Source organism: Roseateles asaccharophilus, assembly GCF_031458115.1.
Lineage (GTDB): Bacteria > Pseudomonadota > Gammaproteobacteria > Burkholderiales > Burkholderiaceae_C > Pelomonas > Pelomonas asaccharophilus_A.
Genome location: NZ_JAVDXV010000002.1, coordinates 35,602 through 54,112 on the forward strand (window position 1 = coordinate 35,602; position 18,511 = coordinate 54,112).

Here is an 18,511-nt window from a genome sequence, read left to right on the forward strand (position 1 = left end):
CGCTACAGTGACGGCATGTCGCTCCGTGGTCTTGTCATTGCATTGGTGCTGTTAGCGGGCGTGGGCCTGGCCTGGCAGCAGCGCGCTCAACTGCGGGCCTGGCTGGGAACCGCGCCGCCCGTGGCCGCTGCCATCCCGTCGTTCAACGAGCTGGGCACCAATCAGCCGGCCCGAACCGTTGAAGGCCGCGCCAAGCTGAGCGGCCTGCGCAAATGCGTGAACGGCCAGCAGGTGAGCTACACCAATGTCGAATGCCCGGCCGGCCATCGGGAGCAGGCTGTGACGGCGGCGCCGGTCAACGTCGTGCCGGCCACGCCGGTGGCCCGACCGGCCGCGGCGGCCAGCGGCGGTGGTGGCCAGGCGGCGCTGCACCGCGCGCTCGACGTGGCGCCCGACGAGCAACTGCGCGAGCGACTGATGGATAGAGCGATCGAGGGGCGCCGCTAGGGAAGCGCTGAACAAGTCCCTCGCGCGCAGCACATCCCAGCAGCTCATCCCAAACCAGGGCGCGCTGCATCGCGGGACTTATTCAGCGCTTCCCTGGCGCTGGCTTCGCCTCCAGCCAAGTCTGGCGCACCAGATCCGCACGCTGCGCGCCGTCCGCCGCCGGACACTCGCTGGCATGACCGCCGCCTCCGCCTCATCTACCCCCCCGGATGCGCTCGCCGGGCTCAAGGTCGTTGAACTGGGCCAGCTGATCGCCGGGCCGTTCGCGGCCAAGACGCTGGCCGACTTCGGCGCCGAGGTCATCAAGATCGAGCCCCCGGGCACCGGCGATCCGCTGCGCAAATGGCGGCTGCTGCTGGACGGCACCTCGGTGTGGTGGCAGATCAGTTCGCGCAACAAGCGCTCGCTGGCGCTGGACCTGCGCACGCCCGAGGGCCAGGACGTCGTGCGCCGGCTGGCAGCGGAAGCCGATGTGCTGATCGAGAACTTCCGTCCCGGCGCGATGGAGGCCTGGGGCCTGGGCCCGGATGCGCTGCGGGCCGCCAACCCGCGCCTCATCGTGCTGCGCGTCAGCGGCTACGGCCAGACCGGCCCCTACCGCGACCGGCCGGGCTTCGGTGTCGTCGCCGAGGCCATGGGCGGCATGCGCCACCTGACCGCCGAACCCGGCCGCGTGCCGGTGCGCGTGGGCGTCAGCATCGGCGACACGCTGGCCGCGCTGCACGGCGTCATCGGCATCCTGCTGGCGCTGCAGCACCGCCACGCGACAGGGCAGGGCCAGGTCATCGATGTGGCCTTGTACGAGGCGGTCTTCAACTGCATGGAAAGCCTGCTGCCGGAGTACAGCGCCTTCGGCATGGTGCGGGAGCCGGCGGGCAGCGCCATGCCGGGCATCGCTCCGACCAACGCCTACCGCTGCGCGGATGGCGGCTATGCGCTGATCGCCGGCAATGGCGACAGCATCTTCCGCCGCCTGATGACGCTGATCGGCCGCGACGACCTGGGCAGCGACCCCGCGCTGGCCGACAACGCCGGCCGCGTGGCACGCGTGGCCGAGATCGATGCCGCCATCGGCCACTGGGCCGCGCAGCGCGGCGTGGACGAGGTGCTGCAGGCGCTGGACTGCGCGGCCGTGCCGGCCGGCCGCATCTACACGGTGGCCGACATCGCCGCCGACCCGCACTACCGCGCGCGCGGCATGCTGCAGGAGGTGCAGATGGACGATGGCCGCGCCATCGCCGTGCCCGGCATCTGCCCCAAGCTGTCCGTCACGCCGGGCCGACACCGCCGCAATGCGCCGGCGCTGGGGCAGGACTCCGATGGCGTGCTGCGGGAGTTGGGGCTGACGGGCGAGCAGATCGCGCAGCTGCGGGCGCAAGGCATCGTGAACTGACGCGGCGCGCCCTGGCCTCGGGCACGTTGGTGCCGGTCCAGCCTTTCAGCGATGCCGGTGCGAATGGCCGGCCGCGTGGTCGTGCGCGGGTTTGCGGCTCTTCGCCTTGCCGGCCGGCGCGCATTCGTTGCAGCGGCCATAAAGCGTCAGGTCATGGTCTTCCACCGTGAAGCCGGGCGGCGCCAGTGACGACAGATCGCCCGGACAGGCCTCCACCTCGAACACGCGCTGGCAGCTGAGGCACTGGAAGTGGTGGTGGTGATGGCCGTCGCCGGTCAGCTCGTAGCGGGCCACCTCGCCGGGCAGCAGCACGGACTTCAGTTCGCCGTCGTCCACCAGCATGCGCAGGTTGCGGTAGACGGTGGCGATGCTGAGGCCGGGCGCCTCGGGTTCGGCCGCCTGCAGGATCTCCTGAGGCAGCAGGGGACGGGCAGCGTCGGCGATGGCCTGCCGGATGGCCGTGCGCTGGCGGGTATTGCGTTCCATGGACACAAGCTTAGCTTTCCTCGCTAATGCAAATGCATTCGCATTATGATGTCGAGCTGCTGAACGCATCCCGCCCATGACATTTCGTCCCCACCTGATCTCCCTGGCCATTGCCAGTCTTGCCAGTCTTGCCAGCCTGGCTGCCGTGGCGCACGCACAGACAACCACCGTTGCCGACGCCACGCTGCCCGCCGTCGAAGTCGTCGGCCGGACGGCCTCCGGTGCCTATCACGCAGGTGACGCCTCTGGCGCCAAGACCGAGCTGCGGCTGCGCGAACTGCCACAGTCGGTGCGCGTGATGACGCGCCAGGCCCTCGACGACCTGGGCGCCGTGAAGCTCGACGACGTGCTGGACTACGTGGGCGGCGTATCGCGGCAGAACAACTTCGGCGGCCTATGGGACAACATCGCCGTGCGCGCCCTGGCCGGCAACGAGAACACCGGCATGGCCACGTTGCTGAACGGCTTCTCGTCCAACCGCGGCTTCAACGCGCCGCGCGACCTGGCGGGCGTCGAGCGCATCGAGTTCCTGAAGGGCCCGGCCGCCGCGCTGTACGGCAGCAGCGAGCCCGGTGGCACGCTGAACATCGTCTCCAAGCGCCCGCTGTGGCAGGCCGGCCATGCGCTGGAGGTCTACGCGGGCAGCTTCAACCTGAAGCGCGCGGCGCTGGACAGCACCGGCCCCATCAGCGACGCGCTGGCCTACCGCCTCAACGTCGCCATCGAGGACCGCGACAGCTTCCGCGACCACGTCAACGCGCGCCGCGAGGTCGTCGCACCGGCGCTGAGCTGGAAGCTGGGCGCCGACACGACGCTGGACTACGTCGGCGAATGGGTGCGCCATCGCACGCCGCTGGACCGAGGCGTCGTCGCGACGGCGGACGGCCATCTGGGCGTCATCCCGCGCGAACGCTTCCTTGGCGAGCCAGCCGATGGCGACGTGACGGTAGACAACCGCACGCACCAGCTCATGCTGTCGCATGACTGGAACGACGACTGGCGCAGCCGCGTGGGGCTGTCGTGGCGCGAGACGTCCATCAACGGCTTCTCCACCGAACCCACGGCGCTGCAGGCCAACGGCACGCTGACGCGACAGCGGCGTTTTCGCGACTACGACTCCGACGACCTTGCCATCCAGGCCGAGTTGCAGGGCCGGCTGCGCATGGGCGGCGTCGCGCACGAACTGCTGCTGGGCGTCGAGGCCGTTCGCTTCGACATGGACACGGTGATGCTGCGCGTGAACCCTTCGGCCGTGAACGGCTTCTATGCGATCAACATCCACCAGCCGGTCTACGGCGGCGCGCAGCCGACGCCCGTCGCCAACACCGACACGCTGGAGCACCAGCGCAACCACGCGGTCTACTTGCAGGACGCCATCACGCTGGCGCCGCAATGGCGGCTGCTGGCCGGCGTGCGCGTGGACAACTACCGCCAGACGCTGCTGAACCGCCGCACCGGCTTGACGACGCGGCAAGACCCGTCTGCCACGTCGCCGCGCATCGGCCTGTCGTGGCTGCCGTCATCGCAATGGACGGTCTATGCCAGCGCTGGCCGCTCGTTCCGGCCCAACGCCGGCACCGACTTCGGCGGCAACGGCTTCGACCCGGAGCGCGGCCGCGCGCTGGAGCTGGGCACCAAGTGGGAGAGCACCGACCGCCTTATCGGCATGACGGCCGCGCTGTTCGACATCCGCAAGCGCAACGTGCTGACGGCCGACCCGGTCAACACCGGCTATTCGGTCGCCGCCGGCGAGGTCGCCAGTCGCGGGCTGGAGCTGGACTTCGCGGGCCAGGTCAGTACGCACTGGCGCGTCAACGCCAGCCTTGTGTTCAACGACGTGGAGGTCAGGCGCGGCGACAGCGCACTGCCCACCGGCTCGCGGCTGCTGAACGTGCCCAAGGTCAACGGCAGCCTGCTGGCGGTCTACGAGGGCGCGCTCGACAACGGCCAGCGCTACGGCATCGGCGGCGGCGTCACGCATGTCGGCGCGCGCATCGGCCAGTCGGCGACGAGCTTCGAGCTGCCTGCCTACACGACCGCCAAGCTGGTCGCCCACTGGCGCATCAGTTCCACGCTGCGCGCGACGCTGGACGTGGACAACCTGTTCGACACCACCCACTACACGAGCTCCTACAGCCGCGTGTGGGTCACGCCCGGTGCGCCGCGCACCTTCACTTTGGGCCTGCAGGCCAAGTTCTGAGCATGAGCACAACACCTGTCCTCGACATCGTCGACGCCATCGCCGGCTATGGCGAGCGCGACATCCTGCAAGGCCTGACGCTGCAGGTCGCTTCCGGCGAGATCTATGCGCTGCTGGGTGCCAACGGCGCCGGCAAGACGACCACGATCAACCTGCTGCTGGGCTTTGTGCCCGTGCGCAGCGGGCGCGTGCGCGTGGGCGGTGCGGACCCCGCCGCTGATGCTGCGGCCGTGCGCCGCCAGATCGCCTACATCCCCGAGAACGTCGCGCTGTACGAGCACCTGAGCGCCTGCGAGAACCTGGCCTATCTGCTGGACCTGGCCGGCCAGCCTGCCAATGACGCCGCCATCCGCGAGGCGCTGACCGCCGCCGGGCTGGATGCGAGCGCGCACGACCGCCGCGTGGGCGGCTTCTCCAAGGGCATGCGGCAGAAGGTGGCCATCGCGCTGGCGCTGGCCCGCCATGTGCCGGCGCTGCTGCTTGACGAACCCACGTCGGGCCTGGACCCGCAGGCCGCCGCCGAGTTCAGCCGGCTGCTGGGCGTGCTGCGGGCACGCGGCGTGGCCATGCTGATGGTCACGCACGACCTGCTGGGCGCGGCCGACGTGGCGGACCGCATCGGCTTCCTGCGCGCCGGCCGGCTCGTCGAGGAAGTCCGCGCGACCGGAGCAGACCGCTTCGACGTGCGCGCGCTGCACCGCCACTACGCCAGCGACGAGGTTGCAGCATGAGCGCCGCGCCGGGCCGCCCCCAAGCAAGCTCGCTCCCGCTTGGCGGGACAGGCCGCAGGCCAAAGGGTGCACAAGTGAGCGTCATCCGACGCATTGCCATCGAGGAATGGCGGCTGATGCGGCGCGACCGCGTCGCGATGCTGGGCCTCGCCCTGCTGCTGCTTTTGAGCGCCATCGCCGCGTTCACCGCCTGGGACCAGCGCCGTGGTGCGACCGAGCAGCGGGAGCGCCACCAGGCCCGGGTGGACCATGAGTTCGACGCCCAGCCCGACCGCCACCCGCACCGCATGGTGCATCACGGCCATTTCGTGTTCCGGCCCTTGAGCCCGCTGGCGGCATTCGACGCCGGCATCGACCCCTACACCGGCCACACGCTGTTCCTCGAAGGCCACCGCCAGAACGGCGCCAACTTCGGCGACGTGCGCGAGTCGTCGCTGCTGTTGCGCTTCGGCCAGCTGACGCCGGCCTTCGTGCTGCAGGTGCTGGCGCCGCTGCTGCTGGTGTTCATCGGCCATGCCGTCGTCGCGAGGGAGCGAGAGAGCGGCACGCTGCGCGTGCTGATGGCGCAGGGCCTGCGGCCAGGGCAACTGGTGGCCGGCAAGCTGCTGGCGCTGCTCGCGGTGGCCGGCCTGATGCTGCTGCCGGCGTTGCTGACGCTGGCGGCCATTGCGCTGACGACACAGGCCAGCGCAGGTCTCGCCTTCGCGCTGGGTCTGGGATATGCCGCCTGGCTGGCGCTGTGGGCGCTGGGCGTGGTTGTCGTGTCCACGCTGGCGCGGCGCGGGCGCGATGCGCTGATGGCCTTGCTGGCCGTCTGGACCGTCGGCGTCGTGCTGCTGCCGCGGCTGGTGCCGGAGCTGGTGACGGCGTCGCTGGCGCTGCCCACGCGTTTCGAAACGGAGATCGCCGTCTCGCGCGGCCTTGCCGCGATGGGCGACAGCCACAACCCCGACGACCCCTACTTCAACGAGTTCCGCCGCAAGACCTTGGCGAAGTACGGCGTCACGCGCGTGGAAGACCTGCCGGTCAACTACAAGGGTGTGCTGGGCATGGAGGGTGAGCGCCTGACCAGCGAGCTGTTCGAGCGCTACACCAACGCCAGCTTCGCGCTGCAGGAGCAGCAGCTGGCCCGCATGCAGGCGTTCTCGCTGCTGAGCCCCCTCATCGCGCTGCGCAGCCTGTCCATGGGTGCGGCCGGCACCGACCTGCCGGCCTACCGCCGCTTCATGGAGCAGGCGGAGAAGCATCGCTTCGACCTGATCCAGGCGCTGAACCGCATGCAGGCCGAGAAGCTGACGCTGGCCACCGACCGCGGCTCCGAGAGCCGCATCAGCAAGGACCACTGGCATGGTCTGGCCGCGTTCCATTTCAACGCCGAGGCGGCGGGCGACACGCTGAGGCGCACGCTGACTATGGCCGCCGTGCTGCTGGCGTGGCTGGCCGCGCTGGCCGGCGTGCTCGCGTTCGCGACACGCCGGCTGCAAGGAGTCATGCGATGAGCGCTTCGTTGCGTCATGAATGGCGGCTGCTGAGCCGTTCGCGCTGGGCCGTGGCCGCGCTGCTGTTGCTGCTGGTGCTGGCCAGCACGGCCGTGTGGTCGGGCCTGCGCGAGGTGGAGCGCCAGCGCGACACCATCGCCCGCATGGCCGAACTGCAGCGCCAGGAGCTGGCCGCGCAGGCGCCCAGGCTGACGCGCAAGGGCGACGTCGGCACGGTGGGCTATTACTCCCACCCGGGCACCTGGGACCCGCCGACGTCGGCGGCCTTTCTCGCTCTGGGCCTGCGCGACGCGACGCCTTACGTGCTGCGCGTGCATGCGCTGGCGCTGCAGTCGCAGCTGCATGCGGGCGAGAGCTTCAACCCCGAGCTGGCGCTGGCCGGGCGCTTCGACTTCGCCTTCGTCGCCGTCTACCTGCTGCCGCTGTTCCTCATCGCGCTGCTGTATGACCTCGTCAGCAGCGAGCGCCAGGCCGGCCGCTTGGCCACGCTGCTGGCGCTGCCAAACGCCGGTCGCCAGCTATGGCTGCGCCGCGCCGCGCTGCGGGTCGGGCTGGCGGCGTTGTGCGTGCTGCTGCCGGTGCTGGTGGGCGCGGCCGTCAGCGGCATGCCGGTGGCGGCCCTCGCAGTCGTCGTCATCGCCGTGCTGGCCTATGTGGCTTGCTGGGCGGGCCTGGCACTGCTGGTCGCGATGCGCGGCGGCAGCTCGGTCGCCAACGCCACCGCGCTGATGGGCGCCTGGGCCGTGCTGACGCTGGTGTTACCGACGCTCGGCAATGCGGCGCTGAACCGCGCGGTGCCGGTGCGCCAGGGCGTGGAGCTGATGCTGGCCCAGCGCCAGGCCGTGCATGGCGCGTGGGACCAGTCGCGTGAGGAGACGCTGGCGCGCTTCTTCAAGACCTATCCGCAATGGCAGCACACGGCGCCGCTGCCCGAGGGCTTCCACTGGAAGTGGTACTACGCCTTCCAGCACCTGGGCGACGTCAGCGTGGCGCCGCAGGTGGCCGCCTACCGCGACGCGCTGGTCGCGCGCCAGCGGGCCACCGAGGGGCTGGGTTTCGCGCTGCCCGGCGTGGGCCTGCAGGCGGTTCTGCACCGCGCTGCCCACACCGATCTGCTGGCCCAACTGGCCTACCAGGACGCCGTCACCGCCTTCCACACGCGGCTGCGCGAGCACTACTACTCCTATCTCTTCGATGGCAAGCCCTACGGTCTCGACGACTACGCCCGGCTGCCGCGCTTCGAGGCGCCTGCCGTGGCCACGGGCCTGCCGGTAGCGCCGCTGCTGGCTCTCGTGCCGCTGGGCGCCGCTTTGCTGGCGCTGGGCGCCCGCGCCGCCGGCCGCGTGGCGCGCTCCTGAAATCACACCTCCGAGAGCCCGATGTTTCCCATGAAGAAGACCCACCTCGCCGCGGCCATCGCCAGCGTCTTGGCCGCTCCGGCCATCCACGCGCAGCAGGCCGGCACCAACGCACTGCCCGCCGTGCAGGTGCAGGGCAAGGCCTCCAGGACGACGACGCTGGATAGCGTCAACGCCACCGGCTCCCGCCTGGGCTTGACCGTGCGCGAGACGCCGGCCAGCCTGGAACTGATCGACCGCGAAACGCTGGATCAGCGCGGCGTGCGCACGCTGGATGACGCGCTGAACGGCGCGGCCGGCGTCACCGTCGGCGGCGCTCCGGGATCGCCGGGCGTGTCGTCCACGCGCGGCTTCAGCGGTGGCTACATCACCTATCTGTTCGACGGCACGCGCATCTCCGTGCCGACGATGTCCACGCGGCCGCAAGACAGCTGGAACTACGAGCGCGTGGAGGTGCTGAAAGGCCCTGCCTCCGTGCTGTACGGCGAAGGCGGCATCGGCGGCGCGGTGAACTTCGTGCCCCGGCGCGCGGACCGCAGCAAGCCCGGCAGCGAGGCGCTGTTGGCCTATGGCAGCCACGGCTCCCTCCGCGCGGCGGCCGGCACCGGCGGTGCGTTCGGCGACAGCGGCGCCTACCGCGTCGACTTCAGCCATCAGCAGACCGACGGCTGGCGCGAGCAGTCCGCCCAGCGCATGGATCAGCTCACGAGCGCCGTGTCGCTGCGCCCCTCCGCGGCGCTGGCGCTGGAGTTCTCCGCCGACTGGACGCGCGACGACCTGGACGCCGACTACGGCATCCCGCTGGTGTCCGCCGCGTTCGCCAAGGAGCCGACCTCGGTGGTCAGCGACGCCGCCGGCCGCGTCATTGACCGCCGCATGCTGAAGACCAGCTACAACGTGCGCGACGGGGTGATGGACTCCGACAGCCTGTGGCTGCGCGCCCGCCAGACCTGGGACTTCGCGCCCGGCTGGCAGCTGCGCAACGAGCTGAGCCACTACAGCGCCGACCGGCTGTGGCGCAACTCCGAGAGCTACAGCTTCGTCTCGCCGGACCGCATCAACCGCACGATGGGCCTGGTCAGCCACGACCACCAGGTCTGGGGTGACCGGCTGGACATCAGCCACCAGGGCCAGCTGTTCGGCCAGCCCAACCGCTTCGTCATCGGCGCCGAGGTCACGCAGACCGACTTCGGCAGCCAGCGCCGCTTCTCCGACGGCAGCGCCCTCACCGACGCGGCCTTCCAGGTCAGCGCGCTGTCGCCGGACACGGGCCTGTACGTCGATAACGCTATCTACTTCACCGGCGCCGGCAACCGCACGGACGTCACGTCCGACGTGCGCACGACGGCCGTGTTCCTGGAGGACGCGCTGAAGATCACGCGGGCGTGGACGGCGGTCATCGGCGCGCGCTCGGAGCGCATCAAGCTCACGCGCACGGTCAACGATCTCAACGCGACAACCCACCCCTACACCGCGTTTGGCGCCCGCTACCGACCCAACTCCTTGCGCATCGGCGCCGTCTACGACTGGTCGCCGGTCACGACGCTGTTCGCGCAGGCCGTCGATGCCGCCGCACCGGTGGGTTCCGCCAACCTGCTGCTGCAGTCGTCCGCCAACGGCGCGTTCCCGCTGACGCGCGGCACGCAATACGAAGTGGGCATCAAGCAGGGCTTCAACAACGTGGAATGGACGGCATCGGTCTACCAGATCGAGCAGTCCAACGTGCTGTCGCGCGACCCCAGCAACCCGGCGCTGACGGTCAACAACGGCAAGGTGTCGTCGCGCGGCGCCGAGCTGTCGGCCGCCTGGCGCGCGACGCCGCAGCTGACGCTGTCCGGCAACGCGGCGCTGGTGGACGCGCAGTTCGACACGCTGGTGGAGGCCGGCGGCGTGTCGCGCGTCGGCAAGCGCCCGCCGCTGGTGCCGCGTCAGACGGCGCGTTTGTGGGTGGCCTACCGCCTGGACTCGCTGCCCGTCACGCTGGGCGCCGCCTGGACCCGCACCGGCGCGATGTTCACCGACAACGCCAACAGCATCCGCATCAACGGCTGGTCGCGGCTGGACCTGCATGCGAGCTGGCAGCTGAAGTCCACCCGGCTGAGTCTTCGCATCCGCAACGCGACGGACAAGCTCTACGCGACCTGGAGCTCGGCCAACACCTCGCAGTTCATGCTGGGCGCGCCGCGCACGGTCGAGCTGTCGGCAAAGTTCGACTTCTGACGTGCCGGCGCGATATGGCCCGTCAACAATTTGGAATGCCGCGCCCAGTGCCGAGGCCGACTGGAAGGCCTGCGGCAAGGCATGCTCGGTGCGAGGCTGGTGGTACGCTGACAGCCCCTCAGCTTGCATAGACAAGTTCCCGTCCGGCGGCCGGCTTCGGATCGCTGAGGCGCATTCGCTGTGGACGGGGGCTGTAGCCATAAGCTCCAAATGTCTGATATTTCCCTGTCATCGCAGAGAGAACGGCTGGCCGGCCACGCGCTGGTCGAGGCCTTGATCGCACAAGGCGTCACTGATGTGTTCGGCGTTCCCGGCGAGAGCTACCTTGCCGTGCTGGACGGCTTCCACGAGCACGCCGACCAGATCCGCTTCATCGCCTGCCGCCAGGAAGGCGGCGCCGCCTTCATGGCCGAGGCGCAGGGCAAGCTGACCGGCAAGCCCGGCATCTGCTTCGTCACGCGCGGCCCCGGCGCGACGAACGCGAGCATCGGCCTGCACACGGCCTTCCAGGACAGCACGCCGATGATCCTGTTCATCGGCCAGGTCGCCAGCGACCAGCGCGACCGCGAGGCCTTCCAGGAGGTGGACTACCGCCAGATGTTCGGCCCCGGCACGCTTGGCATGGCCAAGTGGGTGGGCGAGGTGCTGGAGGCCGAGCGCCTGCCCGAGTACGTGGCGCGCGCCTTCCACACCGCGATGCAGGGCCGCCCCGGCCCGGTGGTGTTGGTGCTTCCCGAGGACATGCTGACGAAGCCGATCTCCGCGCCCGTCATCACGCCCGCACGCCCGGCCGAGGCCGCGCCCACGCCGGCCGCGCTGGCCGAGCTGCGCGAGCGCCTGAGCGCTGCAAGCAAGCCGCTGGTCATCGCTGGCGGCGGTGGCTGGACCACCGAGGCCACGGCCGCGCTGCAGCATTTCGCCGAGGCCTGGCAGCTGCCGGTCGGCTGTGCGTTCCGCTTCCAGGACCTGTTCGACAACGCCCACCCGAACTATGCGGGCGACGTGGGCATAGGCATCAATCCCAAGCTGGCCGCGCGGGTGAAGGAAGCCGACCTCATCCTCGCCATCGGCCCGCGCCTGGGCGAGATGACGACCGGCGGCTACACGCTGCTGCAGGCGCCGCGCCCGGCGCAGCAGCTCATCCACATCCACGCCGGTGCCGAGGAACTGGGCCGCGTCTACACGGCCGAACTGCTGATCAACGCCAGCATGAGCCAGGCCGCACCCGCGCTGGCGCTGCTGACGCCGCCGGCCACCATCGCCTGGCGCGACTGGACCGTGGCCGCGAATGCCGACTACCGGGCCAACCTGCAGCCCACGCCGGTCGCGCCGCTGGACATGGCCGAGGTCATCCGCCTCATCGACGCCAAGCTGCCAGAAGGCACGATCTTCACGAACGGCGCCGGCAACTACAGCGGCTGGTTGCACCGCTTCCACCGCTACACGGGCCTGCACCGCTTCGGCAAGACGCAGCTGGCGCCGACGTCCGGTGCGATGGGCTATGGCGTGCCCGCGGCCGTCGCCGCGGCGCTGCTGCAGGACGAGCGCTGGGCCGTCAACATCGCCGGCGACGGCGACTTCCTGATGACCGGCCAGGAACTGGCCACGGCCACGGGCTACGGCGCGAAGAAGCTGCTGGTGGTCGTCGTCGACAACGGCACCTACGGCACCATCCGCATGCATCAGGAGCGCGAGTACCCGGGCCGCGTGTCGGGCAGCGACCTGTTCAACCCCGACTTCGCCAAGCTGGCCGAGGCCTTCGGCTTCGCGGCGTTCTACGCGGAGAACACCGAGCAGGTCGGTTCCGCGCTGGATGGGGCAATAGCCGCGGGCAAGCCGGCGCTGCTGCATCTGCGGCTGTCCAGCGACGTGTCCACGTCGCGGTCCACGCTGAGCGCGATCCGCGACGCCGCGCGCGAGCGTCTGGGCCAGTGAGACTGCCGCCCCGGGGCCAGGCCCTGGGGCACAATGACCCTCACCATGCCACGCCCGCTCCAACTGCAGCGCCTCACGCCCGTCGCCGACACGGTGGCAGGCCTGCGTGCGGCCGTGGCCATCCAGCGCCCGGTCGCAGATTCCTGAGCCCGGCGATCCCCTTCCTCCCTACACATAGCGCACCCTCGATCGCCGGGCCCACACCCAGCGCGATGCCGTGCCGCCGCAGCCTTCCCATCGTTGGCGGCGCGGCCCTGACCGAGGTGAAGCCATGTCTTTCCCATCCCATGTGCCGGGCGCCGAGCGCCTGCTGAGCGAGCTCGACCACCTGCGCCTGAGCCGGCTGACGGACGCCAGCCGGCCGCTGCAAGACCTGCTGGACGCAGCCGACCTGCTGCCGTCGCGGCAACTGCCGGCCGATGTCGTCTCCATGAACTCCGAGATCGAGGTGCTGGGCCCGCGGCCCGGCCAGCAGCAGCGGCTGACGCTGTGCTACCCGGGCGATGCCAGCCCCGAGCAGGGTCGCATCTCCGTGCTGTCGCCCGTGGGCCTGAGCCTGCTGGGGCGGGCCGTGGGCGATCAGGTCAGCTGGCAGGCCGGCCACGGAGCGGCCGGCAGCCTGCGGATCCAGGCGCTGCCCTACCAGCCCGAAGCCAGCGGCGACTTCAGCCGCTGAATCCCGTCATTCCACGCACGTTCTGCCGCGGCGACGCCGCCTGGCAGGCCGCGCATCGCCTGGAGATTGCCTTCATGTCCCCCGCCATCCTTCTCGTCACCGATTTCTCCCATGCCGCCGACCTGGCCGCGCAGCGCGCCGTGCTGCTGGCCCGCCAGCGCGGCTGTGAGCTGATCCTGGCCCATCTGGCCGGCAGCGGCCCGCCCGATGTGGCCGAGCGTTTGCCGCGCTACGCGGTCATGCTGGCGCGCCGCCACCGGCTGCCGCTGCGGCTGCTGGGCTCGCTGGACCTGGCTGGGCTGCGCGAAGCCGCCGCGGCCCAGGCCGGCCTGCTGGTGATGGGCTGGCCGCCGCCCGCTGCGTGCCGCTGGCCCTGGTCATCCGGTGTGTTTGCGCTGCGGCTGTTGTGGCGCTTGCGCTGCCCGCTGCTGGTGGTGCGGACGCCGGCCCCACAGGCCTATGCCCGGCTGCTGGTCGCGCTGGGCCCGGCGCCGGCGCCGGCCACCGCCTTGCTGCGCGCGGCGGCCGAACTGGCGCCCGACGCCGAGCTGGAGTTGTTCCACGTCATCGACACCCGCCAGGAAACCCATGTGCGCGCCGCCGAGGCCTCGGCGCGGTCGCTGCGCGAGTACCGCGATGCGCTCGACGCGCATGGCCATCGCCACCTGCGCCGGCTCAGCGATGCGCTGGATGCGCGCCGCAACCGCCTGATGTACACGCTGGGCCGGGGCGATCCGGCGCGGCAGATCCTCGTGCAACAGGACTACGGGCGCGCGGAGCTGGTGGTGACCGGGCGAGGGCAGCGGCCGGCCTGGCTGGAACTGCTGCTGGGCAGCACCGCGGCGCGGCTGCTGCAGCACATGCGTTGCGACCTGCTGGTGTGGCCCGAGTGGCCCGGACCGGCGGCCCTGCCAGAATGCGGCGCATGCAAGAAGTCGACTTGGAACTCCGCGGTGACTACATCGAGCTGGACAAGCTGTTGAAGGCCACCGGCCTGGCCGACAGCGGTGGCCAGGCGCGTGCCTTCATCACCGCCGGCGAGGTGCGCGTGGACGGCCAGGTCGAGCTGCGCAAGACCGCCAAAATGCGGGCCGGCCAGGTCGTCGAGTTCGGCGGCCAGCGGGTGCGCGTCGTCGCAGCCGGCTGACAACCAGCGCTGTCCTCCGGGCAGACCCGCCCCGCATTCGCGGGTCTTCAGGGAATGCCCGGCGTTGACCCAGGGATGGGAAAACGAAACACTGTTCCAACTGCTCGCCGAGCCGAGGCCACGCACCGGACACCGCCGGGTGACCGGGGTCTCGACGGACGATGCAGTGCGGTGCGCCTGCTGCGCCCGCTCTCCCTCTGATGCCCACGCGAGCCGGTGCCGCGCGGGTGTCACACCCCTCACGGCCTGCCGCCGATCCCACCGCTCCCTGATGACCGCTTAGCGATGCCAAGCGCCTGACCCCTGACGGGCCGGGTGCCGGGCGGACTCGTGCCTGCCGCGCTGCGGTGGCAGGGAGCGGCACGCACAACAAACAAATTCGCGCGCCGCCCAGGCGCGCCCAGGAGACATGCCATGACCTCACGCAAGCCCACGCGCGGCCTGCTGGCTTCGTCCATCTCGCTCGGCCTGCTGGCCGCCTGCGGTGGCGGCCAGAACGGGACGCCCGGTTTCGCCACGCCCCAGCAGTCCAGCGACCAGGCCACGGCCGCCCGCCTGGATGCCGCGAGCAGCGACAGCGCCACCAGCCGCACGCTGGCCGCGCGCGACCCGCGCCCCATCGCGCCGGCGCCCGTGCCCGTCATCGACGCCGTCAGCCTGACCGACACGAGCGCGCCGCTGCTGTTCGACATCGGCACGCGCACCTATGCCGCACCCACCACCATCAGCGGCCTGCACAACCCCAGCAACTACCGCGCGGCGCCGCGCCTGCCGGCCTGGCAGTTCGCCACCAGCGATCCCACCAACGGCGTGCTGACCTTCGAGCGCGAGACCGCACCGGACATCGGCTGGCATGGCCAGTCGCGCAAGGGCAAGGTGCTGGTCACCGGCGGTTCGTCGGCCCGGGCCGACCGCGTCTACACGGTGTTCAACAAGGAGCAGCTGCTGGCCGCGCTGCGCGAGGGCAAGAACGAGCCCAAGATCATCCGCATCGTGGGCCACATCGACTTCCGCTGGCGCGACAACAACACGGTGTTCGAGGAGTACACGGGCTTCCTGGACCAGAAGAACGGCGGCAGCTTCTCCATCCCTTCCAACACGACGCTGGTGGGTATCAACGACAGCAATGGCCGCCCGGCGCGCATCACCGGCACGCAGATCCTCATCGGCATCGAGGCCGCGCAGGCCGCCGGCGGCAGCCCCGAGGACGACTTCAAGAAATGGGTCGCCGCGGGCAAGGACCCTGAAGCGTTCCCGACCTGGACGCGCAACATCATCCTGCGCAACCTCGCGCTGGACACGCCCTGGGACGTCAACCCCGAGGACAGCGGCAATGCCTACATGGACGGCATCGCGATCACGCGCGGCCAGCAGATCTGGATCGACCACGTGACCATCAGCGACGGCGACACGCCCGACTCGCTGGCCAGCGACACCCGCCACGACGGCGCGCTGGACATCATCCGCGGCAGCGACTACGTGACGGTTTCCCACAGCGTGTTCACCAAGCACCACAAGACCACGCTGGTCGGCAACGGCGATTCCGGCCGCGCGTGGAGCGACGCGGGCCGCCTGCACGTGACCATGACCGGCAACTGGTGGGACCACCCCTACAGCCGCCTGCCGCTGGTGCGCTTCGGCCAGCTGCATCTGTACAACAACCTCGTCAGCGGCAGCACGACGACGGATGACGCCGACAAGAAGTTCGCCTCGGGCCTGGACGTGCGCTACCAGTCCGACGTGATCTCGGAGAACAACTTCTACGAGTTCACGGGCCTCAAGCCCAGGGAGGTCTGCGGCAAGCTGGCCGGCGGCAAAGATGCGATCAGCTTCCGCAGCTCGGGCCACCGCTTCATCAGCGACAAGGGCGACGACGGCAAGCCCATGACGGGCGTCATCGACGTGCAGCTGCAGGGCTGCGAGGGCCTGCCCGTGAAGCAGAACTGGGTGCCGCCCTATGCCTACACGCTGCGCACGGCCGACGCCACGCGCGCCGCCGTGCAGCAGTCGGCCGGTGCCGGCCGCCTGGGCCTGTACGCGGTGGCCGGGCCGGTGCCGGCGCCGCTGCCCAGCTCGCCGGCGCCCAGCCCGGCCCCGACGCCTCCGGCACCGGCTCCCACGCCGACGCCGCCGCCACCGCCGCCTGCCCCCGCACCCACGCCCAACCCGCCGCCGCTGATCCCTGGCACGGCCTGCACGGTCACGCTGCCCTGCAGCACCGGCAGCGGCGAGCAGGTGATGAGCCCGCTGGTGACGGCCGTCGTGCCGGCCGCCAGCTATGTGCAGGAGACCGGCACCTACACCTTGTCGGGCGCCGGCTCGGTGGCCTCGGGCACGTCGTACTCGTTCAGCACCAAGTACACGGCGCTGGTCGGCGACTTCACGTTCACGGCCCGCATCGCCAGCCAGGGCGGCACGGGCTCGGGCGGGCGTGCCGGCGTCGTCGCGATGGAGGGGCTGACGGGCACGCCGGCCTATGCCTGGACGGCGCGCTACGCGTCCACCGGCGAGATCCGCGCGGCGGTCAATGCGAACAACAAGTCCAACCTGACCGGCTTCGACAGCTCGACGCCGCCCGTCTGGGTGCGAATCCGGCGCGTGGGCACCTCGGTCTACCAGGCGGCCTCGACGGACGGCGTGACCTGGTCCGAGAAGACGCCCGCCAACCTGGTGTCGTCGGCCTCGACGCTGTACGTGGGCCTGGCGCTCTCGTCGGGCAGCAACAGCACGGTCGTCACGGCCAAGTTCGACAACGTCACGATCGTCGGCGGCGGTCGCTGATCCTGAGGAGCAGTTCCATGAAGAAGTTCAACATCACCACGCTGGCCGCCACGCTGGCACTCGCCCTCGGCGCCACGACCGCCCAGGCCGCGGCCACCAGCGAAGTCGCCTACGGCTCGCTGGCGGGTTCGGCCATCACGTTTTCGGAGCTGGCTGTCGGCCCCATCACGGGCGTGCTGACCAGCGGCGACGTGCAGTTTGGCAAGCTGTTCGACGGCCAGGAGCTGGCCATCACCAAGGTGCCGGTGCCGGGCGAGGTCGAGCAGGAATGGTTCGACGACCTCAGCTTCGGCGGCCCCGCCGCGGGCCTGTCGCTGCTGGCCGGCGCGGCCGGCGCCAACCTGGGCGCCTACGACTATGGCGACGCCCACGGCACCGCGCTGTTCGGTGTCGGCCCGCAGGCCAGCTATGCCGACGGCCTGGGCGCGATCTCGGCGCGCTTCGCCGCACCCGTGTCGGCGCTGGGCTTCCAGCTGCGCGACGCCGACGGCGGCGCGATCACGCTGCGCCTGTACCGCCTGGACGGCAGCCTGATCCAGAACGTGGACCTGAGCGGCCGCACCGACAGCTTTGTCGCGTTCGCCCGCACGGGCGGCGCGGCTGACATCGCGGGCTTCTCGCTGACCAACCGCGACAGCTACTACGGCGTGTCCATCGACAACCTGGTGCTGTCCGCCGCGGCGCCCGTGCCCGAACCCGCCGCGGCGCTGCTGCTGCTGCCCGGCCTGCTGACGGTGGGCCTGGTGGCCCGCCGCCGTTCCCGCAACAACCACTGAGGAGACAACCCCATGAAGCGCATCCTGACCACCGCCGCCCTCGCGGCCGCCGCATTCACCGCCCAGGCCGCCGGCACCACGCTGACAAACGGCGACTTCGCGTTCACCGGCGTGAACGGCAACACCACGCTGGGCGGCTGGTCCTTCGTGACCTTCGTCGATCTCGCCGCCGGCACGACGATCTATTTCACCGACACCAATGTGCGCCAGACGCCCGACAGCGCCGGCGTCTTCAATGCCGCCGAGACCTTCTGGTCCTGGACTGCCAGCAGCGCCGTCGCGGCGGGCACCTCGGTCGCGCTGCTGGGCACCGGCACGAGCGGCCAGTACGGCGCCAAGTCCGGTGCGGCGGGCGGCGTGGCCAATGGCACGGTCACCAACCACAACGGTGCCGTCTCCAACATCTCCAGTGGTGGCGACATCCTCTACGCCTTCCAGGCTGCGTCGTACGCGATCAACTACCAGCCATCCGCGATTACCTTCCTGGGCGCCATCTCCAACCGCGGCAGCTACACCAGTTCGGACAACCCGCTGGCGGCCACGGGCCTGTCAGGCATCCAGGTGCGCGAGTACAAGGTCGGCAGCGATGCGACGCGCTACACGCAGTTCACGGCTCAGGTCACCACCGGCGACACACCGTATGCGTCCATGGCCGAACTGCAGTCCGCTCTGGCCGTCAACGCGAACTGGACGACCATCACCGCTTCCAACACTACGCCCATCGTCTCCGACGTGCTGGCGGTCGCCGCGCCGGTGCCCGAGCCGAGCAGCTACGCGCTGATGCTGGCCGGGCTGGCTGCGGTGGGCGGTCTCGCACGTCGCCGCGGTCTGCGCCGCGGAAGCGGCACCTGAGACGCAAGAG

15 protein-coding genes are annotated in these 18,511 nt (G+C 70.7%); 14 read left to right on the forward strand and 1 reads right to left on the reverse strand.

What is annotated here, in order from left to right:
• Nucleotides 1–15 precede the first annotated feature (15 nt).
• Nucleotides 16–447, forward strand: a complete 432-nt coding sequence (locus J2X21_RS04720; protein ID WP_310325547.1) for a hypothetical protein — start codon at nt 16–18, stop codon at nt 445–447.
• A gap of 175 nt (nt 448–622) precedes the next feature.
• Entirely contained in the window at nt 623–1,840 is a 1,218-nt protein-coding gene (locus J2X21_RS04725; protein ID WP_310325549.1) for a CaiB/BaiF CoA transferase family protein, read from the forward strand.
• Between the two features lie 45 nt (nt 1,841–1,885).
• Here the strand turns inward: J2X21_RS04725 and J2X21_RS04730 are convergent, their stop codons facing one another.
• On the reverse strand, nt 1,886–2,326 hold the full coding sequence (locus tag J2X21_RS04730) for a Fur family transcriptional regulator (RefSeq protein ID WP_310325551.1): 441 nt from the start codon (nt 2,324–2,326) through the stop codon (nt 1,886–1,888).
• 76 nt (nt 2,327–2,402) lie between these two features.
• Here J2X21_RS04730 and J2X21_RS04735 point away from each other — a divergent pair, with 76 nt between their 5' ends.
• The 12 genes from J2X21_RS04735 (at nt 2,403) to J2X21_RS04790 (ending at nt 18,501) form a co-directional block, all read left to right on the forward strand.
• Nucleotides 2,403–4,526 (forward strand): TonB-dependent siderophore receptor, encoded by a 2,124-nt coding sequence (locus tag J2X21_RS04735; RefSeq protein ID WP_310325554.1) that lies wholly within the window; start codon nt 2,403–2,405, stop codon nt 4,524–4,526.
• A gap of 2 nt (nt 4,527–4,528) precedes the next feature.
• Entirely contained in the window at nt 4,529–5,257 is a 729-nt protein-coding gene (locus tag J2X21_RS04740; RefSeq protein WP_310325556.1) for an ABC transporter ATP-binding protein, read from the forward strand.
• 74 nt (nt 5,258–5,331) lie between these two features.
• The gene (locus J2X21_RS04745) at nt 5,332–6,756 is read left to right on the forward strand and encodes a DUF3526 domain-containing protein (protein WP_310325559.1); all 1,425 of its coding nucleotides are present in this window, start codon (nt 5,332–5,334) and stop codon (nt 6,754–6,756) included.
• Nucleotides 6,753–8,114: a DUF3526 domain-containing protein gene (locus J2X21_RS04750; RefSeq protein WP_310325562.1), complete on the forward strand. Its 1,362-nt coding sequence runs from the start codon at nt 6,753–6,755 to the stop codon at nt 8,112–8,114. Before J2X21_RS04745 ends, J2X21_RS04750 begins: the two co-directional genes overlap by 4 nt.
• Before the next feature lie 30 nt (nt 8,115–8,144).
• A complete protein-coding gene (locus tag J2X21_RS04755; protein WP_310325565.1) occupies nt 8,145–10,334 on the forward strand; it encodes a TonB-dependent receptor in 2,190 nt (729 codons plus the stop codon).
• Nucleotides 10,335–10,544: 210 nt separating this feature from the next.
• Nucleotides 10,545–12,269, forward strand: coding sequence for a thiamine pyrophosphate-binding protein (locus J2X21_RS04760; RefSeq protein WP_310325567.1), 1,725 nt, complete (start codon nt 10,545–10,547; stop codon nt 12,267–12,269).
• A gap of 271 nt (nt 12,270–12,540) precedes the next feature.
• Nucleotides 12,541–12,945 (forward strand): GreA/GreB family elongation factor, encoded by a 405-nt coding sequence (locus tag J2X21_RS04765; protein WP_310325569.1) that lies wholly within the window; start codon nt 12,541–12,543, stop codon nt 12,943–12,945.
• Nucleotides 12,946–13,019: 74 nt separating this feature from the next.
• Complete coding sequence (locus J2X21_RS04770; protein ID WP_310325570.1) at nt 13,020–13,928, forward strand: universal stress protein; 909 nt, start codon at nt 13,020–13,022, stop codon at nt 13,926–13,928.
• Nucleotides 13,871–14,092: an RNA-binding S4 domain-containing protein gene (locus J2X21_RS04775; protein WP_310325572.1), complete on the forward strand. Its 222-nt coding sequence runs from the start codon at nt 13,871–13,873 to the stop codon at nt 14,090–14,092. The genes J2X21_RS04770 and J2X21_RS04775 overlap by 58 nt, the downstream gene beginning before the upstream one ends.
• 414 nt (nt 14,093–14,506) lie before the next feature.
• Entirely contained in the window at nt 14,507–16,873 is a 2,367-nt protein-coding gene (locus J2X21_RS04780; protein WP_310325574.1) for a pectate lyase family protein, read from the forward strand.
• A gap of 17 nt (nt 16,874–16,890) precedes the next feature.
• A complete protein-coding gene (locus J2X21_RS04785) occupies nt 16,891–17,649 on the forward strand; it encodes a hypothetical protein (protein WP_310325576.1) in 759 nt (252 codons plus the stop codon).
• Between the two features lie 12 nt (nt 17,650–17,661).
• Nucleotides 17,662–18,501: a PEP-CTERM sorting domain-containing protein gene (locus tag J2X21_RS04790; RefSeq protein ID WP_310325577.1), complete on the forward strand. Its 840-nt coding sequence runs from the start codon at nt 17,662–17,664 to the stop codon at nt 18,499–18,501.
• Nucleotides 18,502–18,511 lie beyond the last annotated feature (10 nt).